Annotated in this window: 22 protein-coding genes; 14 read left to right on the top strand and 8 right to left on the bottom strand. The window is 69.0% G+C overall.

Features of this window, described 5'->3' with window-relative positions:
• Nucleotides 1-88: 88 nt before the first annotated feature.
• Nucleotides 89-2,173 carry a S9 family peptidase gene (locus GIY23_RS14500; RefSeq protein ID WP_154077150.1) on the bottom strand — a complete coding sequence of 695 codons (2,085 nt, stop codon included), beginning with the start codon at nucleotides 2,171-2,173 and terminating at the stop codon, nucleotides 89-91.
• Between the two features lie 198 nt (nucleotides 2,174-2,371).
• Between GIY23_RS14500 and GIY23_RS14495 the strand changes: the two genes are divergently transcribed.
• Both GIY23_RS14495 and GIY23_RS14490 read left to right on the top strand, forming a co-directional pair.
• Complete coding sequence (locus GIY23_RS14495) at nucleotides 2,372-4,501, top strand: glycoside hydrolase family 43 protein (RefSeq protein WP_228717299.1); 2,130 nt, start codon at nucleotides 2,372-2,374, stop codon at nucleotides 4,499-4,501.
• A gap of 79 nt (nucleotides 4,502-4,580) precedes the next feature.
• Nucleotides 4,581-4,913: a VOC family protein gene (locus tag GIY23_RS14490; protein ID WP_154077149.1), complete on the top strand. Its 333-nt coding sequence runs from the start codon at nucleotides 4,581-4,583 to the stop codon at nucleotides 4,911-4,913.
• Nucleotides 4,914-5,030: 117 nt separating this feature from the next.
• On the opposite strand, the gene GIY23_RS14485 is transcribed toward GIY23_RS14490, so the two are convergent.
• Nucleotides 5,031-6,413: a NupC/NupG family nucleoside CNT transporter gene (locus tag GIY23_RS14485; protein ID WP_222850166.1), complete on the bottom strand. Its 1,383-nt coding sequence runs from the start codon at nucleotides 6,411-6,413 to the stop codon at nucleotides 5,031-5,033.
• A 294-nt stretch (nucleotides 6,414-6,707) separates the two neighbouring features.
• Between GIY23_RS14485 and GIY23_RS14480 the strand changes: the two genes are divergently transcribed.
• The 3 genes from GIY23_RS14480 (at nucleotide 6,708) to GIY23_RS14470 (ending at nucleotide 9,861) form a co-directional block, all read left to right on the top strand.
• The gene (locus GIY23_RS14480) at nucleotides 6,708-7,688 is read left to right on the top strand and encodes a M28 family metallopeptidase (RefSeq protein WP_154077147.1); all 981 of its coding nucleotides are present in this window, start codon (nucleotides 6,708-6,710) and stop codon (nucleotides 7,686-7,688) included.
• 574 nt (nucleotides 7,689-8,262) lie between these two features.
• Nucleotides 8,263-9,066 (top strand): SGNH/GDSL hydrolase family protein, encoded by an 804-nt coding sequence (locus GIY23_RS14475; protein ID WP_154077146.1) that lies wholly within the window; start codon nucleotides 8,263-8,265, stop codon nucleotides 9,064-9,066.
• 66 nt (nucleotides 9,067-9,132) lie between these two features.
• The gene (locus GIY23_RS14470) at nucleotides 9,133-9,861 is read left to right on the top strand and encodes a maleylpyruvate isomerase family mycothiol-dependent enzyme (protein WP_154077145.1); all 729 of its coding nucleotides are present in this window, start codon (nucleotides 9,133-9,135) and stop codon (nucleotides 9,859-9,861) included.
• Nucleotides 9,862-10,156: 295 nt separating this feature from the next.
• On the opposite strand, the gene GIY23_RS14465 is transcribed toward GIY23_RS14470, so the two are convergent.
• From GIY23_RS14465 to GIY23_RS22670, 3 genes are all read right to left on the bottom strand, one after another.
• Nucleotides 10,157-11,623 carry an amino acid permease gene (locus GIY23_RS14465; RefSeq protein ID WP_187351884.1) on the bottom strand — a complete coding sequence of 489 codons (1,467 nt, stop codon included), beginning with the start codon at nucleotides 11,621-11,623 and terminating at the stop codon, nucleotides 10,157-10,159.
• 376 nt (nucleotides 11,624-11,999) lie between these two features.
• Entirely contained in the window at nucleotides 12,000-13,637 is a 1,638-nt protein-coding gene (locus tag GIY23_RS14460) for an alkaline phosphatase D family protein (protein WP_154077144.1), read from the bottom strand.
• Between the two features lie 230 nt (nucleotides 13,638-13,867).
• Nucleotides 13,868-14,038 (bottom strand): hypothetical protein, encoded by a 171-nt coding sequence (locus GIY23_RS22670; protein WP_187351883.1) that lies wholly within the window; start codon nucleotides 14,036-14,038, stop codon nucleotides 13,868-13,870.
• Nucleotides 14,039-14,271: 233 nt separating this feature from the next.
• On the opposite strand from GIY23_RS22670, the gene GIY23_RS14455 reads away from it, so the two are divergent.
• Nucleotides 14,272-15,477 (top strand): 4-hydroxybenzoate 3-monooxygenase, encoded by a 1,206-nt coding sequence (locus GIY23_RS14455; protein ID WP_154077143.1) that lies wholly within the window; start codon nucleotides 14,272-14,274, stop codon nucleotides 15,475-15,477.
• 177 nt (nucleotides 15,478-15,654) lie between these two features.
• On the opposite strand, the gene GIY23_RS14450 is transcribed toward GIY23_RS14455, so the two are convergent.
• A complete protein-coding gene (locus GIY23_RS14450; RefSeq protein WP_228717732.1) occupies nucleotides 15,655-16,116 on the bottom strand; it encodes a MarR family winged helix-turn-helix transcriptional regulator in 462 nt (153 codons plus the stop codon).
• 241 nt (nucleotides 16,117-16,357) lie between these two features.
• Between GIY23_RS14450 and wrbA the strand changes: the two genes are divergently transcribed.
• The 5 genes from wrbA to GIY23_RS14425 all read left to right on the top strand — a co-directional run bounded on the left by wrbA (nucleotide 16,358) and on the right by GIY23_RS14425 (nucleotide 21,964).
• Nucleotides 16,358-16,969, top strand: a complete 612-nt coding sequence (wrbA, locus tag GIY23_RS14445) for an NAD(P)H:quinone oxidoreductase (RefSeq protein ID WP_154077142.1) — start codon at nucleotides 16,358-16,360, stop codon at nucleotides 16,967-16,969.
• 48 nt (nucleotides 16,970-17,017) lie between these two features.
• Nucleotides 17,018-17,986, top strand: coding sequence for a ring-cleaving dioxygenase (locus GIY23_RS14440; RefSeq protein ID WP_154077141.1), 969 nt, complete (start codon nucleotides 17,018-17,020; stop codon nucleotides 17,984-17,986).
• Nucleotides 17,983-18,600 (top strand): alpha/beta hydrolase, encoded by a 618-nt coding sequence (locus GIY23_RS14435; protein WP_154077140.1) that lies wholly within the window; start codon nucleotides 17,983-17,985, stop codon nucleotides 18,598-18,600. The genes GIY23_RS14440 and GIY23_RS14435 overlap by 4 nt, the downstream gene beginning before the upstream one ends.
• A 419-nt stretch (nucleotides 18,601-19,019) precedes the next feature.
• Nucleotides 19,020-21,299 (top strand): ArnT family glycosyltransferase, encoded by a 2,280-nt coding sequence (locus tag GIY23_RS14430; protein ID WP_154077139.1) that lies wholly within the window; start codon nucleotides 19,020-19,022, stop codon nucleotides 21,297-21,299.
• Nucleotides 21,300-21,316: 17 nt separating this feature from the next.
• Complete coding sequence (locus tag GIY23_RS14425; protein WP_154078853.1) at nucleotides 21,317-21,964, top strand: alpha-ketoglutarate-dependent dioxygenase AlkB family protein; 648 nt, start codon at nucleotides 21,317-21,319, stop codon at nucleotides 21,962-21,964.
• 282 nt (nucleotides 21,965-22,246) lie between these two features.
• Here GIY23_RS14425 and GIY23_RS14420 read toward each other — a convergent pair whose 3' ends face one another.
• The gene (locus GIY23_RS14420; protein WP_154077138.1) at nucleotides 22,247-22,510 is read right to left on the bottom strand and encodes a GlsB/YeaQ/YmgE family stress response membrane protein; all 264 of its coding nucleotides are present in this window, start codon (nucleotides 22,508-22,510) and stop codon (nucleotides 22,247-22,249) included.
• A 351-nt stretch (nucleotides 22,511-22,861) separates the two neighbouring features.
• On the opposite strand from GIY23_RS14420, the gene GIY23_RS14415 reads away from it, so the two are divergent.
• A complete protein-coding gene (locus tag GIY23_RS14415; protein WP_154077137.1) occupies nucleotides 22,862-23,293 on the top strand; it encodes a CBS domain-containing protein in 432 nt (143 codons plus the stop codon).
• A gap of 466 nt (nucleotides 23,294-23,759) precedes the next feature.
• Here GIY23_RS14415 and GIY23_RS14410 read toward each other — a convergent pair whose 3' ends face one another.
• Nucleotides 23,760-24,974 carry a L,D-transpeptidase gene (locus GIY23_RS14410; protein WP_228717298.1) on the bottom strand — a complete coding sequence of 405 codons (1,215 nt, stop codon included), beginning with the start codon at nucleotides 24,972-24,974 and terminating at the stop codon, nucleotides 23,760-23,762.
• 124 nt (nucleotides 24,975-25,098) lie between these two features.
• On the opposite strand from GIY23_RS14410, the gene GIY23_RS14405 reads away from it, so the two are divergent.
• Both GIY23_RS14405 and GIY23_RS14400 read left to right on the top strand, forming a co-directional pair.
• A complete protein-coding gene (locus tag GIY23_RS14405) occupies nucleotides 25,099-25,383 on the top strand; it encodes a YrhK family protein (protein WP_154077136.1) in 285 nt (94 codons plus the stop codon).
• A 41-nt stretch (nucleotides 25,384-25,424) separates the two neighbouring features.
• On the top strand, nucleotides 25,425-25,706 hold the full coding sequence (locus GIY23_RS14400) for a metal-sensitive transcriptional regulator (RefSeq protein ID WP_154077135.1): 282 nt from the start codon (nucleotides 25,425-25,427) through the stop codon (nucleotides 25,704-25,706).
• Nucleotides 25,707-25,710 lie beyond the last annotated feature (4 nt).

The following is a 25,710-nucleotide window of genomic DNA, read 5'->3' as shown; positions in this document are numbered from 1 at the left end:
CACCCGCCGTGGCTGATCTGTGTCGGCGGCCGGAAAACCTCTCGGCGCACAGAGCCCGACCAGCCCGAGCCGCGCGCCTGGTCGGCGTTCAGTTCGCTGCCAGGGCGCGGCGCAGGAAGTCGACCTGGAGGACGAGCAGGTTCTCGGCCGTGGTCTCGTCCGAGGGCATGTGGGTGACTCCGGGCAACGGCAGGAACGAGTGCGGTCGTCCTGCCGCGGTCAGCGCCGCCGAGAGGCGAAGTGAGTGCGCGGGCACCACGTTGTCGTCGACCGTGCCGTGGACGAGTAGGAGCGGGCGCCGCAGCCGGGGTGCGTCGGCGATGAGTGAGCTCGCCTCGTACACCTCGGGCGAGGTCGTGGGGTCGCCGAGGTAGCGCTCGGTGTAGTGCGTGTCGTAGAGGCGCTGGTCGGTGACGGGGGCTCCGGCGACGGCGGCGTGGAAGACGTCGGGGCGGCGGAGCACGGCCAGAGCGGCGAGGAATCCGCCGAACGACCATCCCCGGATCGCGACCCGGTCGAGGTCCAGTTCGGGGCGCCGCGCTGCGAGGGCGTGCAACCCGTCGACCTGGTCCTGCAGCGTCGGTCCCGCGAGGTCTCCGGAGAGGGCGTGGTCCCAAGCGGGATCGCGTCCGGTCATGCCCCGGCCGTCGATGACGACGACGGCGAATCCTTGGTCGGCGAGCCATTGTGAGGTGAACCAGCCGCGCTGTCTGGCGAGGACCCGTTGCGCCTGCGGTCCGCCGTAGGGGTCGAGCAGGACGGGCAGTGGGCCGTGTTCGGGGCGGTGTCCGTGCGGGAGCAGCAGCGCGGTGGCGAGGTCGCGGTTCCCGACGCGGAGCAGCTCGACGTTGAGTGCGAGCTCGGGGGTGTCGGCGTGGTTCGCGATCTCGGCGACCGGCTCGCCGCGACGCAGGACCCGCACCCGGGGGCTCGGGGTGTCGAGGTCTTCGGACTGGAGCACGGTGACCTCGCCTCTGCGATGTCCGGTGTGGACGCCGGGTGCGGGCGTGATGCGTTCGGCGCCGTGTGCGGTGACGCGGTAGAGGTGGACCTGGGTGGGATCCGCTGCGGAGGCGGAGACGAGGACGTCCTCGTCGGTGACGTCGACGACGCCGCGCAGTTGCAGGGGAGCGGTTGTCCAGTGCTCGTCGCCGACGACGAGCCGGTAGGCGTCGTCGTGTGCGGCGATGCGCACCAGTCGTCCGTCGGGAGTCCAGGTCGGCCAGCCTGGTTTGATCTCGATCCAGTGGGCGCTGGTGTCGCGGTGGATCTCCGCCGTGGCTCCGGTGTCCGGGTCGAGGGCGAGGACGAGCTGGGTGCGCTGGTCGCGGGTCTGGACGGTCAGCAGCGGGCTGCCGTGCTCGTTCCACGACGCGGCCACGACGTAGGGATAGTGCGCACGGTCCCAGTCGACGTCCACTCGCGTGCCGTCGAGCCCCAGCACCGCCAGTCGGACGTCGGCGTTGACGGTGCCCGCGGCCGGGTAGGCCATGCTCGCGGGTGCCTGGTCGGGCTCGGCCGGGTCGTCGAGATACCACCGTGGGACGTCGGCTTCGTCGACGCGCGCGGCGAGCATCCGGGTGCTGTCGGGTGCCCACCAGTAGCCACGGGACCGGCGCATCTCCTCGGCGGCGATGAACTCGGCCGCACCCCAGGTGACGTCGTCGCCGTCGGGCCTGGCCAGTGCCCGGCCCGCGCTGCCGTCGGTGGCGACGACCCGGAGCTCGCCACGGGACAGGTAGGCGATGTGTGTCCCGTCCGGGCTGGGGCGGGGATCGAGCACGGGTGCCTGCACGGGCAGCTCCTCGACGGTCCTGCCGGGTACCTCGCAGACGAAGAGTCGTCCGGACAGTGCGAAGGCGACGAGGTCGCCCGCTTCGTCGGTGGCGTAGCCGACGATGCCCGCGGCGCGCTCCCGGGACCGTTCTCGCCGGGCTCGCTCTTGCGGGGAGAGTGTGCTGTCGTCGACCACCGTGTCCGGGTCCGCGAGCAACGCCTCCTCGCCGGTGTTCAGGTCGAGTGTCCAGAGCCGGTTGCGGCGATCGGTGCCGTCGAGGGAGCGCAGGAACAGGACCCGGTCGCCGTCCGCGGCGACCGTGATGTTGCGCGGCGCACCCAGCGTGAATCCCTGGGTGCGGGCACTGTGGCGGGGAAAGGACCGTTCGGCGACCATCCCAGCAGCGTGCCAAACAGCTCACCCGATCCGGCACTTGGTACCGGATTCACTGCCGCCGCGAACCCGAGGAGTCTACTATGGACCGGGAAATCCGGGCACGAATCGGTCCCGCTCTGCGGCAGGCAGGGTGCCTCGGGGCTGCGGGGGGCGAGGGATCGAGTGCGTCGAGCACGCTGTCGGCACGGGTTGTGGTTGGTGGCGATCCTCGTGCTCGCGAGTGCCCCGGTCGCCGTGGGTGAGGAACGAGTGACACCGGAATCCGGTCCGACGGTGGGAACGAACGCCACGTACTTCAACGACGCGAGCACGTTCGGCGCCGACCCGTTCGTGCTCTGGGACGAGGCGTCCGGGCAGTACGTCGCCTATTCGACCGACGGCGCCGACGCCGGCTACCGGTTCGCGATCTACCGATCTCCGGATCTGATCACGTGGCAGAAGGTGCCGGGCGGGGCGCTGGACGTCGACGACGGTAGCCAATGGGCCCACGACTGGTTCTGGGCGCCGGAGGTCTACCACAACCCCGACACCGGGCTGTACTACCTGTTCTACTCGGCACGGATGAACGAGGGTGTCGCGGAGCACTTCCGGTACCCGGACTTCGAAGAGGCGTGCAAGATCGGGGTCGCGGTCTCCGACACCCCGTACGGGCCGTTCCGCAACATCACCACGGAACCGCTCGACTACCGCCCGTACGACCCGGACTACCACGACGTCAATCTGATCATGGACGACACACAGAAGAAGCCGCCGGAGACGCTGGAAGAGGGGCGCACCGCGCCGAAGGGCACCTACCTTCCGTTCATCGACCCGAACGTCTTCTTCGACGGCGACCGGATCTTCCTGTACTTCTCGCGCAACGCCTACCGCAACTGGGTGTGGGATCACGACCTCAGCAAGTACATCGAGGAGTCCAACGTGTACGCCGTCGAACTCACCACGGACTGGTGGAACGATCCTGCGGGCGGCACCGCTCCCACGGTGCATCCCGACTACGTCAACGCCAACCTCGGGCCGGACGATCCGCCCGGTACCCGTAAGGACGGGTACACGCCGATCCTCGACTACGGTTCCGACAAGCAGGAGTGGGAGAACGCGCACGTCGACGACTACGCGGAGACCGGCGGGGAGAAGAAGGACCGCCGCTGGGAGGAGGGCACTACGACGGTCAAGGCTCATCGGGCGGACGGCTCTCGGATCTACTACCTGACGTACTCGGCCAACAACTTCCAGAATCGGCACTACGGAGTCGGCTACGCGACGGCGCAGAGCCCTCTCGGCCCGTGGCGCAAGGCCCCGGAGAACCCGGTGTTGAGCCAGGACGAGCAGCAGAGCATGTTCTCGACCGGTCACGGCAGCGTGATCGCGTCACCGGACGGCGCAGAGCTCTACTACGTCCATCACGGCAGGCCGTCGACCTCGGACCACCGCCGGATCTACACGGCTCGAATGCGCCTCGACGACGGCGGACTGTCCGTCGACCAGTCCACCGCGGACCGGCCCATCCCGTCCGGCGTCGCGCCGTACGCGCTGGAGACCACTACGGACGTCGTCCGAGTGGATCAGGGCGCGACGCGGATCGGCTGGACGGTGCGCTCGGCGCGCGGTGCCGGCCACGCCCTCACGCACCCGCTCAACCGTGTGACGACCTCGGTCGAACCGCCGGATGCGGTCACGCTCGAGAACCAGCCGGACGGGGCGATTGTCCGGGACCTGCACGGAGACCTCGCCGCCCTGACGATGCGCTACGAGCGGGCGCGCGCGGACGGGGAGTTCTTCGGTGTCGACAACCATCGACCCGAAGGCAGAGAATCCGTCGGCGCGACGGTGCCGGTCGTCCGGTGCGCGCAGACGATCACCGGCCGCCACGACGGGCCGCTGGAGATCACCGACGGTGCGACCTGCCTGCGGGGTGCGGAAGTGAACGGGCCGGTGCGGGTGCGTGCGGGTGCTTCGGTGCTCGCGATCGACTCGACGATCACGGGCACGGTGAGCTCGCAGGGCCCCGGTGGCGTGTGGGTCTCCGGCGGCTCGGTGGGCTCGGTGGACACCGACGGCGCCGGGCTCGTGCGGCTGGAACGCACCGCGGTCCACGGTTCGGTCCGGTTGGCGAACGGCACCCAGGCCGTGGCTGTGGACGACTCGACCGTCGGTGGCGACGTACGGCTCGTCGCCAATACCGGTGGGCGTCCGATCCTCGTTGCCGGGAACGAGATCGACGGTGCACTGCGCTGCGACGGGAACGAACCCCGGCCGACCGACGACGACCGCCCGAACCAGGTCGTGGGCGGAAGTCACGGCCAGTGTGGGGGGCTCCACGCCGGGTGACGGCATCGGGGGTGGCTCGCGCCGGCGTGGCGGGGAAGACGGCGTGGCGGGGAAGACGGCGTGCTGCCAGGATGACGGGATGGACGAGGACGTGATCCCGATCCTGCCCGTCGAGGACGTCGGTGTGGCATTGCAGTGGTACGGACTGCTCGGTTTCACCGCCCGGCGACCCCCGAACGGCGAGGGTGCGGCGTCGTCGGTCGTGGAGATCGCACGCGGCGACGTACGGGTGCTGTTGTCTCAGCACGAGGACGACGCGCCCGGTGAGGCGCTGGTGTACCTGCGGGTTCGGGACGTCGACGCGGTCGCGGCTGAGTTCGGGATGAGCCCGGAGACGACACCGGGGGCACGCGAGATCGAGCTGCGTGACCCCGACGGCAACCGCCTCCGAGTGGGCACACCCGAGGCCTAGCTAGAGGGCCTGCGGGTCGAGTCGGTGGTCAGGCACGGTGCGCCCGACGGTTTCCCGCCGTCTGTGCACACCGGCCACCCGAGTGCCGACGCAGATCACGTCGCGCACCCGCGTGACCTAGCCGATCAGCATCCCGGCGATCGTCGCGCTGAGCAGGTTCGCGAGCGTTCCCGCGAGGATCGCACGTACCCCGAACTTCGCGATGCGCGGACGCTGGTTCGGCGCGAGACCGCCGAGACCGCCGAGCAGGATCGCCAGCGAGCTGAGGTTCGCGAACCCGGTGAGCGCGAAGGTGATGATGGTCGCGGTCTTCGGGGTGAAATCCCCGGCGACCGGGCCGAAGTCGGCGAACGCGACGAACTCGTTGATCGCGAACTTCTGGCCGACGAACGAGCCCGCGGCCACGGCCTCGTTCCACGGCACGCCGATGGCCGACATGATCGGGGCGAACAGGTAGCCGAGCATTTGCTGAATGGTGAGTTCCGGCAGTCCCACGAGCCCACCGACGCCGCCGAGTATCAAGTTGACCAGTGCGATCAGTGAGACGAACGCGAAGAGCATCGCCCCCACGTTCAGTGCCAGCCGCAGCCCGTCGGTCGCGCCGTTCGCGGCGGCGTCGAGGACGTTGTGCGCCTTGCGAGGCTCGCCCTGTTCGGCTTCGGTGTCCTTCGCGTCCGTGTCGTTGTCTGCGTCGTCCGACGAGGCCACGGCGGTCCGGGTGGTCGCGGACTCGGCCTCACTTTCCGGTGCGCCTTCGGCGGCTTGCTTGTCGCCCCCGAGTTGCGTCGAGGTTTCGGTCTTGGCAGCCGGGTCGTTCACCAACGGTGTGCCCAGGGCCGTCTCGGCCTTCTCGGTCTCCGGCATGATGATCTTTGCCATGAGCAGCGCCGCCGGTGCGGCCATGAAGGCCGCCGCGAGCAGGTAGTCCAGCCGGGCACCGAGTGTGGCGTACCCGACGAGCACGCTGCCCGCCACTGTGGACAGGCCGCCCACCATGACCGCGAACAGCTCCGAACGTGTCATGTTCTTCAGGTACGGCCGGATCACGAGCGGTGCCTCGGTCTGGCCGAGGAAGATGTTCGCGGTCGCGTTCATCGACTCGGCACGGCTGGTGCCCAGCACCTTCTGCAGTCCGCCACCGACGATCCGCACCACCCACTGCAGGATGTTCCAGTGGTAGAGCACCGCCGTCAGACTCGCCACGAACACGATCAGCGGCAGCACCTGGAACGCGACGACCGTGCCCTCGGACGGCAGGATCGGGCCGACGAGGAACTCGATGCCCTCCTCGGAGCTGTCGATGACGTTCTGCACGCCGGCGGAGACGACCGCCAACGCCCGTTCGCCGGTGTCCCAGCGCAACACGATGAAGGCGAACAACACCTGGATCGCGAGGGCGCCGATCACCGTCCGGGGCCGGATGGCGCGTCGGTTCGTGGACAGAGCGAAGGCGAGGGCCAACAGCAGCACCATCCCGCCGATTCCCCACAGCACCTGCACCTGATCGATCCTTTCGCCGGTGGTGCGTCTGCACTGGTCGCGCCGCGGTCTCGCCCGGGAAATTTCCCTGATCGTGCGCGGTAGGCCGGGACGCTATACCACAGTGCCGCTGCCGTCGACGCGGGGAGAAGTGACGCCGTGAACTGCGCGGACGGCGTTCGTGCCGGTGCTGCCGAAGGCGGGAACGTGGGAAGTGCGGGTGTCCGGCGACTTCCCGCCAAACTCCTCCGATCGGCTTCGAGCGGTGGTTACGTTTCGCCTCACCCCCGGATCGCGGAACGAAAGAAGTCGATCATGCGGACACGCACTTTGCTCGCCGGAGCCGCCACCGTCGTGGTGGCCACCGGCATGGCCGTCCCGGCCGCCGTCGTCGCGGCCCCGTCCCCTGACTACTCCGCCCCCGCAGCGATGACGCACCTGCAGGAGCTGGACCGCATCGCCGCCGAGAACGGCGGAAATCGCGCCGTGGGCACGCCCGGCTACGAGGCGGCACTGGACTACGTGCAGCAGCAACTCGACCAAGCCGGTTTCGTGACCACCCGCCAGGAGTTCACCTACGGCGGGACGACGACCTGGAACCTGCTGGCCGAGACCGAAGGCGGGAACGCCGACAACACCGTCGTGGTCGGTGCGCACCTCGACGGCGTCGAGAGCGGCCACGGCATCAACGACAACGGTTCCGGTTCGGCGGCGGTGCTCAACTCGGCGCTGCAGTACGCCGAGAGCGGCGCCGAACCCGCCAACAAGCTCCGGTTCGCTTTCTGGGGCGCCGAGGAGGTCGGGCTGGTCGGTTCGACGCACTACGTCGACACCCTCTCGCAGCAGGAGCGCGACCAGATCGCCATGTACCTCAACTACGACATGGTCGGCTCGAACAACGCCGGGTACTTCACCTACGACGGCGACGACTCCGACGGGGTCGGTGCGGGTCCGGGCCCGGACGGTTCCGCGGAGATCGAGCAGGCGCTCAACGACGCGCTCTCGGGTGCGGGTGTCGAGCCGGACGGGACGGACTTCGACGGCCGCTCCGACTACGGCCCGTTCATCGAGGTGGGCATCCCGTCGGGCGGCATCTTCACCGGCGCCGAGGGCAGGATGACCCAGGAACAGGCGCAGAAGTGGAACGGTCGCGCGGGCGAACCCTACGATGCGTGCTACCACCAGGCCTGTGACGATCTCGACAACCTCAACAACGAAGCGTTCGAGAAGAACTCCCAGGTGATCTCCTCGACGGTGGCGGACTTCGCCGCGCAGCTGCCCATTCCCCAGTCCTGACCGCTGCCGCAGGACCAGCCGCCGACCCGGTCGCCCTCTCCGCCACCGGGTCCGCGGCTGTTCCATGCTCGGACCCCGTCACCGCACACGTCACTCCGGACAACCATCCCCCGAACCCTCCCGCGGAGAACCGCGAGGCGAGCGGCACTTTCGCCCCACGTGACGAGGCGAAGGTGCCGTTCGCCTCGTTCGTGTGCGAGGGCACTGCGTCGCGGCAGGGTGCCGTTCGCGCCAGTGCGAGGGCGAGGCGAGCGGCACTTTCGCCCCATGTGACGAGGCGAAGGTGCCGTTCGCCTCGTTCGTGTGCGAGGGCACTGCGTCGCGGCGGGGTGCTGTCGAGGGTGTCGGTCTCGGACAGTGACTGTCCACACTGCTCGATCGGCGGAGTGGCGCCACTCGATCGCCCGCTTCCGAGGTGGTGTTTCGCAGGTAGTTTCACAAGGCGAGCTCGGAACTTTCTTCGACCGCACACGAGAGTCTCTCGCGTCACTGAGCACGATTCCACCGGCCTCCAGAGCCCTCGGTCCATCGGACGTATCCGTGGTGAGGCTCGTTCACCCGTCGTGGAGGAGACATGCGTCAGGTCCGACTCGTCAGCTGGGCCGCCGCCCTCGCGCTCGCGGGCACCGGCCTCGCCACTCCCGCGTTCGCCGCCGAGGCCGGTACGGCCGGGACCGCGGCAGCCGAGAACTACGCCGCGCTCGGTGACTCCTACTCCTCGGGGGTGGGCACCCGCGAGTACTTCGACGACAGCGGGAGCTGCCTGCGCAGCCCGCGTGCGTATCCGCAGCTGTGGGCCGACGCCCACGCCCCCGCCTCGTTCGAGTTCGTCGCCTGCTCCGGCGCGACGACCGCCGACGTCAACTCCAACCAGCTGGACGCGCTCGACACCGACACCAGTTTCGTCACGATTTCGGTCGGTGGCAACGACATCGGTTTCGCCGACACCATCCAGGACTGCCTGCTCGGAACCGACGACATGTGCCTCGATTCCGTGGCCGAAGGCGAAGCCTTGATGCGCGAGGAGTTGCCCGGCGCGCTCGCGAGCACCTACGACGGGATCAGCGCGGCGGCGCCGAACGCCTCCGTCCTCGTGCTCGGCTACCCGCGGCTCAACGAGCTCGGCGACTGCGGCATCCCCGGTTACACCGAGGTCAAACGTAAGCGCCTCAACGAAGCGTCCGACCTGCTCTCCGGCGTGATCGCCGACGCGGCGAGCGCGGCCGGGTTCACCTACGCCGACGTGCGGTCTGCGTTCGACGGGCACGGTGTGTGTGCCGGCACCGAGTGGATCAACGGCCCGAGCAACCCCGTGCAGGAGTCGTTTCACCCCAACGTCGACGGGCAGGCCCACGGATACCTGCCTGCGCTCGGCTGAACGCGGGCGTCGGCGGAGTCGCACCGAGGCAAGTGAGTCGCGCCGATCTCGTGCGAGGGTGACAGCATGAACTCACCGGAGCACACCGTCCAGGAACGTCTCGCGTGGGCGCGAGAAGGCGCGGACCTGTTCTTCACTAACCTCGACCGGCTCGACGACACGGACTTCCGCCGCGAGACGGCGCTGACCGGGTGGACCTTCGCTCATCTCGTCGGCCACGTCGGGTACAACGCCGTCGCTCTCGGGCGACTGACGCACTGGGCGCGCACCGGCGTCGAGACCCCGATGTACGCGAGCACCGACGACCGCGACAACGAGATCGAGCACGGGGCCACGCTCGCCGCCGACGTGCTGCGCCATCAGGCGCGTGCCACCGACCAGGCGCTGCTGTCCGAACTGGAGACCCTGCCGGACGACGCATGGTCCACGCAGGTCGTCACCGCGCAGGGCAGGCCGGTGGCGGCGACCGAGATCCCGTGGATGCGGTGCCGCGAAGTGTGGGTGCATGCGGTCGACCTGGGAACCGACGCCGAGTTCACCGACTTCCCCGCGTCGCTGCTGGACGCGTTGCTCACCGACGTCACCGGCATGTGGACTCGCCGGGCGCAGTCGCCGGCGATCCGGTTCGCCCCCACCGACCGCGACCGCACGTGGGAGGTCGTGCTCGATGACGCGGAGGTCGTGGAGGTGACCGGTTCGATGGCAGAGCTCACCCGGTTCGCCACCGGGCGCGGTAGTGCCGGGGTGCGCACGAGCGACGGTGGGCCGCTGCCGACGCCGGGCCGCTGGCTGTGAGAAGGCGTTTGGGAACGTGGGTAGGGGGGGTGCCGCCGCCCCATCGCGCCTTGCGGCGTTGGGGTCCTCTTGAGTACCAGGCCGTACGTGGCGAGACCCCCCTGCCTCGCGAGCACGAACTCCGAACGCCGGAGCCCCTCACCCTGTCGAGGCTGGTCACGTATGAGGCGTGCCCTACGGGCACACAAGCCGGTTCCTCAATGCCCTGTAAGAGTGTGCGCGGGTTGATGGGCGTGGGCGGTTGCGTGGCGGAACCGCGGCTGCGGGAGCGTCGACATCAGGCAGTGCCTCTCCGTCACGTCGTCGTCGGCGTCGTGACGTCGTCGGGCTCGTCCGGGGAGGCCAGCCGGGAGTGCCGGATCGAGTAGGTGAAGTAGAAGATCAGCGCCAACGTCAGCCAGCCTGCGAACAAGCTGTAGGTCAGCCACGACAGGCCGTACACCAGGTACGCGCAGGCGAGCACGCTCAGGATCGGAGTCACCGGGTAACCAGGCACCCGGAAACCGCGCGGCAGGTCGGGCCGCGTCCTGCGCAGCACGATGACACCGAGCGAGACCACGGTGAATGCCACGAGGGTGCCCATGCTGGTGATGTCGGCGAGCACGTTCAACGGCACCACGGCGGCCAGCACGCACACGAACGCGGACACGATCAGGGTGTTGCGTACCGGGGTCTTGGTGCGCGGGTGCACCTTGTGGAACGCCTCCGGCAGCATGCCGTCGCGGCCCATCGAGAACAGGATGCGGGTCTGCCCGTAGATCGTGGCCAGCGTGACACCGAAGATCGACACCACGCCGCCTGCGGCGAGTGCGACCGCGGGCCAGCCGGAGCCGGTGACCTCTCCGAGGATTGCGGCCAGGCCCGCATCCTGGCCCTCGAAACGGGTCCAGTTCTGGGCTCCGACCGCGGCGACCGCCACCAGCAGGTACACGGTCGTGACGATGATGACCGTCCAGAAGATGGCCAGCGGGAGAGTGCGGCGCGGGTTCTCCACTTCCTCACCCGCGGTGGAGACGGTGTCCATGCCGATGTAGGAGAAGAAGACCATCGACGCCGCCAGTCCCACGCCGGAAACGCCGAACGGAGCGAAGTCCGCGTAGTTGCCGCCGTCGAACGCGGTGAAGGCCACCGCGACGAACAGCATCAGCACGGCGAGTTTGATGATCACCGTGATCGCGTTGACGGTGGCGGATTCCTTCGCACCGCGCACCAGCAGCGTGCAGCACAGCGCCACCAAGACCGCGGCGGGGACGTTGACGATGCCGCCCTCGCCGGGAGGAGCCGCGAACGCTTCGGGGAGTTGATGGCCGGTGGTCTGGCCGAGCAGTGCGTTGAGGTACTCACCCCAGCCCACCGCGACGGCCCCGGCCGCGACGCCGTATTCGAGGACCAGGCACGCCCCGACGAGGAACGCGATGAGCTCGCCCATCGTGGCGTAGCTGTAGGTGTAGGACGCGCCGGACACCGGGATGGTCGAGGCCAGCTCCGCGTAGCACAGGGCGGTGAGTGCGGCGGTGAGACCGGCGAGCAGGAACGAGAACACCACCGCTGGTCCCGACAGCGGCACCGCCTCGTTGAGCACGATGAAGATGCCGGTGCCGACGGTGGCGCCGACGCCGATCATCGTCAGCCTGCCGATGCCGATCGAGCGCTTGAGCTCCCCGCCGTCGCGGTCGGCGCCGGTCTCGGAGATCAGTTTCGCGACCGGTTTGCGACGGGAGACGCGTTGCGCGAGCGTCTCGCGTGGATTCGTCGTGGTCACGCCCGCCCCCCACGGTCCTCGCGGGCGTACGCCGGTGTCCGGCCTGCCGAATCGCGGACGGGGGTGGGGTCGGGCATGAGGGGTCTCCTGGCGATCCGGTCGGGTCGATGGTGCCGCCTACGCCCGAGTTGTCGTATTGTGACCTGGGGTGACGGCCGCAGGGACCCTATGGTGGGCGCAATCACCCGTCAACGGCGCCCCCGCCGTGAGCCGTTCGCGCCGGTCGGCCGGACTCGGCGCCACGGGCACCGATCCGGACGAGTTCTCGCATGTCGGTGGGGGTGCGCTGAGCACGGTGCCCATCCGGGTCCGGCGCCGAAGCGCGGTTGGGGTCGGCTACTGGGAATTTTCGCGCCGCCCACCAACCGGCGCCGGGTCACGACGTCGGAGTGCGGGTGGAGCTGAGCCGGCGTCGAGTACCTCGGGTGAGCCGCCCGGTGGAGTGATCGACGACGCGCAGGGCCACCGACGCGGACTCCCGGTCGAGGTCGAGCAGCCCGACGGCGTTGCCGAAGTAGGGGCCCGCGGATTTGCGCCAGTGCACCGGCAAGGCGCGCACTCCCGCCCATCGGGCCACCCTGCGCAACACGGCGATGATCGGATCCGTCCACGCCAGGCGCAGCGCAGGCGTGAACGCCAGCGGCGTCTCGTTGTGCAGCGGGGAGCTCACCACCTGCGTGACCCGGCAGCGCGCACCGCCGCAGTCGGGATCGGCGAGGTAGCTATGGTGCACGTCGCCGGAGAGCACGGTGATCGTCGCGGGCGGGTCGGTTCGGCGCGCGGTACGGCGCAGTAGATCGGTGAACCGGTCGAAGGAGCCGCGGAACGCCGCCCAGTGCTCCAGGTCCAGTTCCTGGCGGATCTTCTCGCCCAGCCTGCCCAGTCGCCCGCCGCGTGCCGCGATCGCCTCGTCCCACTCCTGGAGGTGGTGGATCCCGGTCGGTAGCAACCACGGCAGCGAGGAGCCGACGACCACGTGCTCGGGTGTCGTCTGCAGCTCCTGTTCGGCCCAGTCGAAGTCGACGTCGGAGAGCATCGAGCGACGTCCGGTGTCGAGAACGCGTCCGCCTCGGGTGTCGAGGACGAGCAGTCGCGCGGGGCCGAGATCGCGGCGGTAGCTCCAGCGGACGTCGTGCATCGCGTCGTGTTCGTCGTCGGCGGCGGCCGCGAGCTCGCGCAGGATCGGCAGGGCGTCGCCGTCGCGTCCCTGTTCGAGCACGTGCTGGAACGTCTCGTCCCGGTCGAGGGTGTCGGGGTCGAGATTGCCGATGTGCTGGTAGATCCAGTACGAGGCGAGCCCGCCGAGCAGCCGCTCGCGCCACCACGGCTCGCGCGCCATCTGCGCGCGCCACGCGCCTGAGGTGTTCCAGTCGTCGCGTACGTCGTGGTCGTCGAAGATCATCATGCTGGGCACGGTGGACAGCAGCCACCGCAGGTACGGTTCCCGCCACGCGTGCCGGTACAGCAGCGTGTACTCCTCGAAGTCGGCGACTTCGTGGCCGGGGGGTTCGTTCAGGTCGCGCTTGCGTGCGAGATCCCGCCGCACCTGCGGCGTCGTCTCGTCGGCGTAGACCTGGTCGCCGAGCAGCAGCATCGCGTCCGGCCACCGCGTGTGTGAACCGCTCGTGAGTTCGTCGACGAAATCGGCGAGCGCGTCCGGTCCGAGCGCAGCGTCCTGCTTCGGATCTTCGGAGGCGCCGAAGCGGCACGAGCCGAACAGCAGCCGTAGTGAACTCTCGGGCCCGGTGGGCACCGTGCTGATCTGGCAAGGCGGCCGCGGGTCGTGGGGCAGTGGCCAGACCTTCTCGCCGTCCAGCCGGACCTCGTAGGGCCTGGTCGTGCCTGGCTCGAGCCCGCGGATGCGGACCAGGGCGAAATGGTGGCCTCCCGCGTGGAACGTGTGTGCCGTCGAGCCGAGAATCTCGACGAGGCAGTCTCGGTCGGTCTCCACCCAGACGGTCGCCGACGTGTCGTCGACATAACGGAGTACGGGCCCCAGCACGAGCGTGGTCACCCGCCATGAGTACCGCACCTCACGGCGCAGCGAAACGCGAGACGGCCACGATCCGCGGGTGATCTCCGCCGATCACGTCCGGGGGTGCGCCGGTTGCCCGGGGTGGTGACGGAACCTCACATCGCGGCCGGCTGGTGTGCGTGGCCTTGTGCCGACTGCGGCCGTCGAGCGCGACCACTCATCAGAGGTTCCGCTACGGAACCACCGAGGAAGATCGATCCGCGCGCCCGCTAACCGAACAACCGGATGAGCGCCTTGCTGAAGCGGCCGATGCGACGCACCTTGACGTGGTGTCCCGCGATGCCGTGGATCTCCCATTCCTGCCGGCACTCCGGGCAGACCCAGATCCCCATTTTCGAGGTGTCCGGTGTGCAGTCGTGCCCGCGTCGACCCCTCGGCATGGCTTCGCCTTCCCATCGCCCGGTGTGCCTGACGTAGGGATCTCACCACACCGCCCGGCTCTCGGCGATCGGCCGGCCGGAGGGACCGGACGTCGGCGGCTCTCCCGGTCACCGGAAATCGGGGGTCCGCGTCGGATGTTCGCCACGCACCCTCGCACTGCACACGCGAGCGGATAGCCTGCCGCCGCGGGCGCGAACACCGGATCCGACGAGGCGAGGAGACGATTCAGCACATGCGAACCCGAGTGGCGATCATCGGCGCGGGCCCGGCGGGATTGCTGTTGGCCCGGTTGCTGCACCGATCGGGCATCGAGTCGGTGATCCTGGAGTCCCGGACTCGGGAGCATGTCGAGCGCAGACAGCGCGCGGGCATCCTCGAACAGTCCACGGTCGACGTGCTGCGAGCCTGCGGTGCCGGTGAGCGCATGGACCGTGAAGGAATGGAGCACGACGGCATCGAGCTGCGCTTCGACCGGACGGCGCACCGCATCGACATGGCCGAACTCACCGGTGGGCGCTCGGTGATGGTCTACGCGCAGACCGAGGTCGTGCGCGACCTGATCGCGCTGCGTCAGCAGGAGGGCGGTGCGCTGTACTTCGAGGCCGAGGCCCTGTCGGTGGACGGCGCCGACACCGACGAGCCGAGCGTCCGCTTCCGTCACGACGGGGTGGAGACGACGCTCTACGCCGACTACGTGGTCGGCGCCGACGGTTTCCACGGCGTCGCGCGAGCCTCGATCCCGGCGGAGCGGCTGCGGGTATACGAGCGGGCGTACCCGTACGCGTGGCTGGGCATCCTCGCTTCGGTCCCGCCGTCGTGCGACGAACTCATCTACGCGAGCCACGAACGCGGCTTCGCGCTGCACAGCATGCGTTCCTCCGAGGTCAGCAGGCTGTACCTGCAGGTGCCGCCGGGCACGGATGCGGCGGACTGGACCGACGAGCAGATCTGGGACGAGCTCGAGGCCCGGTTCGCGGTGAACGGGGACTGGAAGCTCGAGCGCGGCCCGATCACCGAGAAGAGCGTCACCCCCATGCGCAGTTTCGTCGCGGAGCCGATGCGGCACGGTCGCCTGCTGTTGGCCGGCGACGCCGCGCACATCGTGCCGCCGACCGGGGCGAAGGGCCTCAACCTCGCGGTCTCCGACGTGACGCTGCTGGCCGAGGCGCTGGCCGAGGTGTTCAACGCCGGGAACGACGCGTTGCTCGACGCCTACTCGGACCTGGCGTTGCGCCGGGTGTGGCGTGGGGAGCACTTCGCGTACTTCATGACGACGCTGCTGCACACCGAACCGGGGGCCGACGCGTTCACGCGGCGGTTGCAGTCCGCGCACCTCGACTACGTGGGACGTTCGCGGGCGGCGGCGCAGTCACTCGCCGAGAACTACGCGGGCCTGCCGCTGGATGCCTTCCGCGAGGGAGCCGCCTCCGACGGCTGATGCCTCGCGCCCTCCGAGGGCATCTTGGGTAGTGGGTAGGTGGTCCGGTACCGCCCCGTCCCAGCGGCGACCCGCGGCCTGACGAGCGACAGCCTGAAACGCTGGGGCTTCTCAGCGGGCTCGGGCTGAGCACGCGAGACCATGCCCTGCCATCAGGACCAGGCCAAAGACGGGCATTCACGACTCGCCGTTGGCCGTGCGCAGGGTGCGCATGGCCTCGGCGAGTTCCTGGGAGGCGCCCGTGCCGAGGGGTTCCAGCACCCGGCGGCGCAGTACTTCCGCACACACCTGTCGCGCCTGGTCGGCGACCCCGACGCCGTGTTCGGTGAGCACGGCGTAGGTCACGCGCCGGTCGACGTCGCAGCGTTGCCTGTGGATGAGGTCGGCCCGGCAGAGGCGGTCGGCGACCTTGGTGAACCCGCCGCTGCTCAGTGCGGCTTCCCGCGCGAGACGGGTCATCGGCATCCGGTGGTCGGGGGAGCGGACGAGGCGCAGCAGGATGTCGAACGCGCCCGGTGCGAGGCCCACGCGTTCGTCGATCTCGCGCATGAGCTGGTCCTGCGTGAGGTGGTAGCCCTCGATGACCAGGCCCCACCACGTGACGATCTCGTCGTCGTCGGTGTGCGGGTCGGGTGCCACTGTCGTGGTCCGTGCCCGGTCGGCTTCCTCCCGCTGTGTCGTCACTGTTGTTTCGGTCCCGGTGTCCGGTTCGGTCTCGGTGTTCACCGCACGTCCTTCCTCCTTGTCGCGTCCACCCTACCGGGCAATTCTCTCGCGAGAAAACATCTTGCGCGCGAGATAAATCCCGCGTAGCGTTCGTGGTGTCGGTACGACCGGCACGCATCGCAGCACCCGACCAGCACAGAGGAGTCGCGCCACCATGACCGCCCCCGTCAAGCTCAGCGTCGTCTACTACTCGTCGACCGGGATCAACACCGAGCTCGCCAGGATCATCGCGGCCGAGGCGGAAGCCGCGGGCGCCGAGGTTCGGCTGCGCCGGGTCGCCGAACTCGCCCCCGACGCTGCGATCGACGCCAACCCCGCGTGGCGGGAGAACGTCGAGGCCACGCGGGCGCTGCCGGAGGCGACGCCCGACGACATCGTCTGGGCCGACGCGGTGATCTTCGGTTCGCCCACCCGCTACGGCAACGTCGCCGCGCAGCTCAAGCAGTTCATCGACACGCTCGGCCCGCAGTGGCAGCAGGGTCTGCTGGCCGACAAGGTCTACAGCGGGTTCGCCTCCAGCGCCACGCAGCACGGTGGCCAGGAGTCCACGTTGCTCGCGCTCTACAACACCATCCACCACTTCGGCGGCATCATCGCCAGCCCCGGCTACACCGACCCGTCGAAGTTCGTCGACGGCAACCCGTACGGAACCAGCCACGTCGACGCGCAGGGCCAGAACAAGATCGGCGACGAGACCCGCACCGCCGCGAGTGTGCAGGCCCACCGAGTGGTCCGCGTGGCCGCCGCCCTGAAGAACGCCGCCTGATCCGACGCAACCTGATCCGGTGATGCCCGGGTCGGAGGGGAGAGCACCATGACCATCGCCACGAGCGGACTGCACCACGTCACAGCGATCGCGGGGGATCCGCAGCGCAACGCGGACTTCTACCTGCGCACGCTGGGACTGCGGTTGGTGAAGTCCACGGTGAACTTCGACGACCCGGGCACCTACCACCTCTATTACGGCGACGGCAGCGGGAAGCCGGGCACGCTGCTGACCTTCTTCCCGTGGAAAGGCGCTCCCAAGGGCCGCCGCGGCACCGGGCAGGCGACCACCACGTCGTTCTCCGTGCCCGAGTCCTCGATCGGCTGGTGGAAACAGCACCTCGGCGATCTCGGGGTCACCACCAGTGAGGTCCGCAACCGCGACGGTGAGGATGCCCTGACCTTCCTCGACCCGGACGGTCTCGCGTTGTCCTTGGTCGCGCATCCGCAGGGAGACCCGCGGGAGCCGTGGGACAACGGCATCGTTCCCGCCGAGCACGGCATCCGGGGGTTGCACTCCGTGGAGCTCTCAGTGGCCAGTGAGGACGCTACCGCCGAGATGCTCAGCGGTCTCGGACTCACCGCGACCGCACAGGACGGAAATCGGTTCCGCTTCGCCGCGGGCGAGGGCGGGCCCGGAACCTACGTCGACGTCCGCGTCGACCCCGCCGTCGCGCAGGGCCTCGTCGCGGCCGGGACCGTCCACCACGTCGCGTGGCGCGCCCCGGACGAGACCACGCAGGCGAACTGGCGCGGCGAACTGCTCGAGGCCGGGGTGAACGTCACGTCGATCCTGGATCGGCAGTACTTCCGCTCGATCTACTTCCGCGAACCCGGCGGGACACTACTGGAGATCGCCACCGACGAGCCGGGGTTCACCGCAGACGAGCCACTGCTCGAACTGGGCCGCGCGCTCAAGCTGCCGCCGTGGCTGGAACCGGACCGCGAGTCGATCGAGGCGATGCTGCCGAAGCTGGACCTGCCGAGTGGCAACAATCCCGAGCAGAGCCCGGCATGAGCGCGCCCGCCGACCTTCGACACACGTTCCGCCCGGGCACGGCCGAGGCGCCGGTGCTGCTGCTCCTGCACGGCACCGGCGGCTCGCCCGACGACCTGCGCGGACTCGGCGAGGTGTTGAGCCCGGACGCCGGCGTGCTCGCGCCCGTCGGGCCGGTCTCCGAGAACGGAGCCGCGCGGTGGTTCCGCAGGCTCAGGGAAGGCGTCTTCGACACCGAGGACGTGCTCGCCCGTTCGGAGCAACTCGCGGACTTCCTGGTGGCGGCCCGCGACGAGTACGACCTCGGTGGGCGCCGGATGGTGGCCGTGGGCTTCTCGAACGGGGCGAACATCGCGGCGGCGGTGACGCTGCTGCGACCGGACGCCCTGCAGGAGGCCGTGTTGTTCTCGGCGATGCTGCCCGTACCCGAACCACCGCAGCACGACCTGTCGGCGACGCGGATCCTGCTCGCCAACGGCCAGCGCGACCCGATGGCACCGATGCAGGCGGCCCAGAGTCTCGTCGCGGCCTACCGTCAGCGAGGCGCCGAGGTCGACACCGCGTGGCACGCGGGCGGGCACCAGATCACCGAGGACGGCGCGCACCGGGCACGCGACTGGCTGCCCCGGGCCTGAGTGCGCATTGTGGAGTGGGTGGGTGGTCCGGTACCGCCGCCCCAGTTCGCCCGCGGTGTCGGGGCACGAACTGGAACGCCGGAGCTTTTCACCGTGCTGCGGCTGCACGCGTGGGAGGCGTGCCTTACGGGCACACATGCCAATTCCCGGACGCTCTGAGACCGGCACCGGGCGGCTCGGCGCGAGGTCGCCCGGTGTCGCCGTTCACCCATGAGTGTGGTGAGCCGTGGCGGGTACTCCGTCTCCGTCGGTTGATCATGCGGTCGCACGGAAGATGACCGATGATCCACCCTGGGTCACGGTGAGCCAGGGTGGGGGGTGACGAGTCCCTCACCGAGTCGCGGCTGCCGTGATACCCGGACTACGTGGGGTGGGCGGCCGACGAATCCCCGGCCGAGCGGGCTCTTGCGAGGCACTGGGTGACGAACTACAGGGTGAACGGCACCGACGACGACGAACTGTCCACCCTGGATCACGCGGACGGGCACCGCGACGGCACCGCCACGCCGATCAGCCCCGAATCACCGCCGTGGCGCACCACTGCCACGGAACCGGCATCCGCCGACAACGCGGAGGCACCTCCGCCGCTCAAGGACCGGCGCACCTGGGGAATCGGCGGCCTGTCGCTCGGGTTGAGCAGCGTCTTCCTGTTCGTCGGCCTGGCCTACAACCAGGGCAACGTCATTCCGCCGCTCGACGACGCCTACATCCACCTCCAGTACGCCAAGCAGAACGGGCTCGGCCACTTCTTCCAGTACAACACCGGCGACCCGATCAGCGCCGGCGCGAGCAGCCTGCTCTACTCGCTGTTGATGGGGGCCGCCTACGCGCTCGGTGCGCGTGGCTCGCTGTTCCTGCCGTTCGCGATGGGCTTCGGTGCCCTGTGTTTCGCCTTCACCGCCGCCGCGAGTTACCTCATCGGCAAGCGGCTGATGGGCCGCACCGTCGGCACATGGGCGGGCGTGCTCGTCGCCGTCAACGGATCGCTGCTGTGGGGAGCCACGAGCGGCATGGAAGTCGGCCTGGTCGCGGCCCTCGTCGCGGGCAGTGTGCTGGCGTTCCTGCACGAGTTTCGCAGCGCGCGTTTCGTGCTCACCCCGATCGTCGCCGCACTGTTGGCGATCAGCAGACCGGAAGGTCTGATCTTCGCGGTGTGTCTGTGCGCGGCGATGGTGTGGACGATCCTGCGCGGCGGGAGCGGTCGGTGGCACGGACGCTTCGGGTTCTGCGCGCTGGCCCTGCTGCCGATCGCGGCCGGGCTCGGGCAGCTGCTGTTCTACCGGATCACCACCGGCACGACCTCGGCCAACGGTATGCAGGCGAAATCCCTGCTGCACGACCCGATCGTCTACCCGCTGGAGATCCTCGACCAGACACTGACCCACTTCCGCGACTTCGTGTTCGTCCTGGGAGGACTGAACAACCAGGACTACGTCTTCCCCGGGACGTTGTTCCTCGCGCTGCTCGGCACCTGGTATCTGCTGCGGGATCGTCGTGAGCTGCGCCCCCTCGGCGTCGCCGTCATCGCCGGTCTGCTGCTGGTGCTGCTGGCGATCTCGACGTTGAAGAACGCCCACGCCCATCACCTGCGCTACATCCAGCCGTTCCTGCCGCTGATCCTGGTCCTCGCGGTGGTGGGCGTCGCGGCGGTCGCCTCGCTGTTCAGCACCCGGCGTTCCCGGCGCTTCGTGCTGCACGGACTGCTGGCTGTTGCGGTGTTCTTCACCGCGATCGAGCTGCCCGCGTGGGGAATCCGGTACGGCCAGCAGGCGGCGGGCATCCGGGACCAGCCGGTGTCGATCAGCAACTGGATGCAGGGGCACCTGCCGCCCGGGTCGAACGTCGCGGTCAACGACGTCGGCGCCGCCGCGTACTTCACCGACCACTACATCGTCGACCTCATCGGACTCGGCACCAACGGCTTCGCCGAACCGACAGTGCACGGACCGGGCAGTCTGTACGAGCAGCTGCGTACCCTGCCCGAGCAACGGCGACCGGACTACTTCTCGGTGTTCCCGAACTGGTCGGTGCACGGGCTCGCGGAAGGCGGGCTCTTCAGCGAGGACCCGATCATGGTGTTCGACATCAAGTCGCCGGAGTTCTCGTACCAGACCCCGGGCGCGGCGTTCTCGTGCCAAGCCGCCAGGTTCTGCAACACGGTCACGATCTACGAGGCGGACTGGAGCCTTCTCGGCAGCGGGGACCTGCCCGCGGAGGGCGCTCCGCCCGGTGAGATCAAGGATCACATCAACGTCGCCTCGCTCCCGGACGAACAAGCACACGAGTACGAGGTCGTGCCCGCACACCGTGGCTACCAGCCGGCGACGACCGTCCGCACCGTCAACTACCCGGGTGACCGCGAGGTCGTCGACAGCGGACGGCACGTCATCGGCGGCGAGACGATGACCGCACGGAACCTGGAACCGGGTAAGCCGGTCACGATCACCGCCCGGGTGGACAGCGCCGAACCGAGCCGGGACGAGATCACCGGCTCCCGCGAGGTGCGAGTCACCGCCAACGGCACCGATCTGGGGGCGTGGCAGTTCGCGCCCGAGGACAAGGGGTGGACGGAAACGACGTTCACGATCCCCGGCGACCTCGTCACCGGAGACTCGGTGACGGTGGAGCTCGGCCCGATGCAGGAGTTTCTCGGCCCGTACCCTGACTACACGACCTTCGGGTACTGGTTCAGCCAATAGCGGTGGGGAGGCCCGGTCTGCAGGGACTGATCCCACGTCCGCGCTCGGAAGTCGCTCCGGGCGCGGTCCACGTGCCGGACTGGCTCGACCTCACGCGGCAGCGTGAGCTGCTGGAAGCCTGCCGTGAGTGGTCCCGCCCACCGGGCGCGTTGCGTTCCGCGCGGCTTCCGAGCGGGGGAGTGATGTCCGTACGGTCGGTGTGCCTGGGCTGGCACTGGTACCCATACCAGTACTCGCGCACCGTCGACGACGGGGACGGCCGAGAGGTCGCACCGTTTCCGCGGTGGCTCGCCGACTGGGGGCAGGCCGCCGTGACCGCCGCCTACGGGGCGGAGACCGACCATCGTCCGGACATCGCGCTGATCAACTACTACGACAGCACCGCGCGGATGGGAATGCACCAGGACCGTGACGAGCGCAGCGACGCCCCGGTGGTGTCGTTGAGTCTCGGAACGGCGTGCGTGTTCCGTTTCGGCAACACCGACAACCGCGGCAAGCCCTACACGGACGTGCAGCTGCACTCGGGTGACCTGTTCGTTTTCGGCGGACCGAGTCGATACGCCTACCACGGGGTGCCGCGGACGCTGCCGGAGAGCACGGAGCCCGGCCTCGGTTTGAGAACAGGCCGGCTCAACGTGACCCTGAGAGTTTCCGGGATGGCGTGAGCTTTCCGGGGGGAGTGAAGCGCGGGGTCCGTGTGAGTGGATGGTTCCGTGGCGGAACCTCACCTCGCGGCTGGCTGCGGGATCGTCGACATCGAGTAGCGCCCTACGCCACGTCGACGCTGTCCTCGCCAGCCACGAGGTGAGAACCCGCGGGTGGGCGGTCTGCGTAGGCGGCGGGAAAACCCTCCGCCGCAGTCTGCCTGACCACAGCCCACAACCCGCGCGACGGCTCAGCCCTGAGCGCCGGGTCCCGGGCTGACCCCAGGACCCGGCGCCCCCCTGTCATGCGCGTTTGGAGTTGAACAGGAGGCGGTAGGCGATGAGCAGGATCAGCGAACCGATCACCGCCCACACGAAGCTCATCACGCTGAAGCCCTGGACACCGGTGCTGCCGAACACCGAGCTGCCGAGCCAGCCACCGAACAGACCACCGGCGATGCCGATGAGGATCGTGACGATGATCCCGCCCGGGTCCTTACCGGGGAGGATGAACTTCGCGATGGCGCCCGCGATGAGTCCGAACACGATCCAACTGAGGAAACCCACGGTGACACTCCTTTCGTCGTGCGCCGTCATGATGGCGCACACGGGTCACTCTGTCTGACTACCCCGACAGCGCTGCGTGACGCACAAGGCGGGCAACGTCCGGGTGTCGTCTTGGTCACCGGACCGTGATCCGGTTCCCGGTCGTACTGTGCGCCGGGGAGGGTAGTCGAACCGGATCCGACGGTTCTGCACCGGTTCGGACTCTCCTGGTCGTCGCGGGTACGCAGGTCAAGGGCGGCTCCTCCGGGCCGGCTCGGACATGTCGGCCGGGCGATTCGTCGTTTTCACTCGGAGGGACCGGCCTCGGTCCGTTACGGTCGACACACCGACGATCGTGCGGAGGTGCCTGCGATGCGGATCACGGACGTGTTGACGAACAAGGGGACGACGGTGACCACCGTCAGGCCGGAGGAGACCGTCGAGGGCCTGCTCCGGTTGCTCGACGAGCGCAACATCGGTGCGGTGGTGGTGGCGGGGGAGGGCACCGACCTCGCCGGGATCGTCTCCGAGCGCGACGTGGTACGTCGTCTCGCCGAACACGGCGCGGCAGTGCTCGGGATGCCGGTCGGCGAGATCATGACGACCGACGTCGTCACCTGTACGCCGGAGGACGAGGTCGAGGACCTCACGGTGCTCATGACCGAGCGGCGCGTGCGGCACGTCCCCGTCGTCGCCGACGGCGAGCTGCTCGGGATCGTCAGCATCGGCGACGTCGTCAAGAGCCGCATCTCCACGCTCGAACATCACCGCGAGCAGATGGAGCACTACATCACCCAGGGCTGAGTTCGACGGGTCCGCGTGGGTGGTCGCGTGGCGGAACCTCGTCTCGCGGCCGGCTGCGGGTTCGTCGACATCGAGGAGCGGTCTCCATCACGGTGACTCCGTCCTCGCCGCCCACGAGATGAGAGCCCGTGGGTGGCTGGTGTGCGTCGGCGGCGGAGAACTGCTGGCGCAGTGTCCCTGCGCGGGTGCCCTACACGCCTGTGCCCCGCCGAAGCGGCGGGGCACAGTTTGTCGAGCGATCGCTCGCGCGCTTCAGAGCGCGATTGGGAACTTGGGTGGGTGGTCGGGTACCGCCGCCCCAGTTCGTGCCTCGCGGCGTTGGGGTCCTCTTGAGTACCACGCGTACGCGGCGAGAACCCCTGCCTTGCGAGGCACGAACTCCAAACGCCGGAGCCCCGCACCGTGCCCCGGCTAGGCACGTATGACCGTGCCCTACGGGCACACAAGCCAGTTCCACAATGCACTCTCAGCGCGGTGCGGGCTGCGCGTCCGGTGCGATGGTCGCCTGGTGCAGCGCCGACATCGTCTGCCACTCCTCCCAGGGAATCGTCCAGTCGTAGATGTCGCCGTCGTCGGAGGACAGCTGCACGTCGGAGCCGGTGACCTCGACCGGGTCGCCGTACATCGCCATGTCGAAGTACTCCTTGCCGTTGGTCGTCGACAGGTTGATGCAGCCGTGCGAGACGTTCGTGGAGCCTTGCGATCCGACGCTGCCCGCGTTGGTGTGGATGAACTCGCCGTTGTTGGAGATCCGCACCGCCCACGGGTGCACCTCGTCGTAGCCCCACCGTTCACTGATCATCCGCTGCACCTCCGACTTACCCATGACCACGTGGATGCCGGAGCGGGTGTTGCGGGAGAGCACGGAGTCCAGCCCGTAGCTGGCGGGGTAGCGTGCGACTTCCTGATCGCCGCGCATGACCACGAGCTCGTGACTCTGCGTGTCGGCCTTCGTGACCTGGGCGCGGCCGATGGTGAAGTCGAGCGTCACCGACTCCTTGCCGTAGACACCGTTGCCGTAGTCCACGCCGTACAGCGGGGCGCTGACTTTGACCTGGGTGTTCTCCGGCCAGTACTCCTTCGGGCGCCAATGCACCCGCGAGCCCTCCGAAGTGTCGGGAAGCCAGGCCCACGAGCCCTCGGTCGGGTTCGACATCCAGATCGACAGCCGGGACTCCACCGCGGCCCTGTCTTGCACGGTCCCGTCGAAGGTGATGATGATCGGCGCGGCGACCCCGACAGTCTGCCCGTCGCCGATGTTGGTGGAGGCGTCCCGCAGTTCGGCGGGCGCAGCGGTGCGAAACTCGCCTTGCACCGGGGTCTTGGTGCCGCGCTCGCCGTGCGACATGCCGGACCAGGTGTAGGTCTCGTCGAAAGCCAGCGGTTCCAGCGGCCGCCAGTTCCGGGAGTCCTGAGACATCACGCCGCGCACCGGAGTTCCGTCCGAACTGGTCAGTGCCACCTGCTCGAGCGTGCCCTCGGCCACGTCCAACGACACCGGCTTCGCCGGGCTCACGTTCACCGCGCCCGCACCGGGTGTGGTCGTGACCTCCGGCGGAGTCGGCGGAGGCGGCGGGTCGTCGGTCCCGGGGAGACCGGTACACCCGACGAGCATCGTTCCGGCAAAAAGTGCCGCGAGTCCCGCGCGCCACGAACGCTTCTCGAGTCCATGTGTGCTCACGTTGCCCCCGATCCCCACGCGCCCCGTCTCCCGTCAGGACACGGTAAGTCGGGTTTCGGCGCGCCGCCGGTCCAGACTTCGGGTGTTGCCTTTGTGGGGTACAAGGCTGTGAGGAGGCACGATCATGAGTGAGCGGTCCGGATCGTCGCCGCTGGTACTGCGACTGGGGCACGAGGAACTCGTGATCCGGTACCGGTACGAGGTGGCGAGCATCGTCAACGACCTGCTCATCGCGGTGTGGTTCATCGTGGGCAGCGTTCTGTTCTTCTCCGAGAGCACGACCACGGCCGGCACCTGGTGCTTCCTGCTCGGCAGCGTGGAGCTGGCTCTGCGCCCGGCGATCCGGCTGAGCAGACACCTGCACCTGCGACGGCTGCACACCGCGACCGAGTCCGACCAGGACTTCTGACCAACGAATATACCCGTACCCCCATGAGGTACATTGGTGGTGTGCATGGATACACGGAGGACAAGGACGCCTACCTCAAACGCCTGCGGCGCATCGAAGGTCAGGTTCGTGGTCTGGCCAAGATGATCGAGGAAGACCAGTACTGCATCGACGTCCTCACTCAGGTCTCGGCCACCACGAAGGGCCTGCAGGCGGTGTCGCTGGGGCTGCTCGACGAGCACCTCAAGCACTGCGTCGCCCAGGCGGTCGCCGAGGGCGGCGAGGAAGCGGACGAGAAGGTACGGGAAGCCAGCGCCGCGATCGCGCGCCTCGTGCGTTCCTGAGGTG

This window comes from Allosaccharopolyspora coralli (assembly GCF_009664835.1).
Classification (GTDB): domain Bacteria; phylum Actinomycetota; class Actinomycetes; order Mycobacteriales; family Pseudonocardiaceae; genus Allosaccharopolyspora; species Allosaccharopolyspora coralli.
Note: the sequence above shows the minus strand (reverse complement) of the source record. Positions and strands in the feature narration are given on the sequence as shown.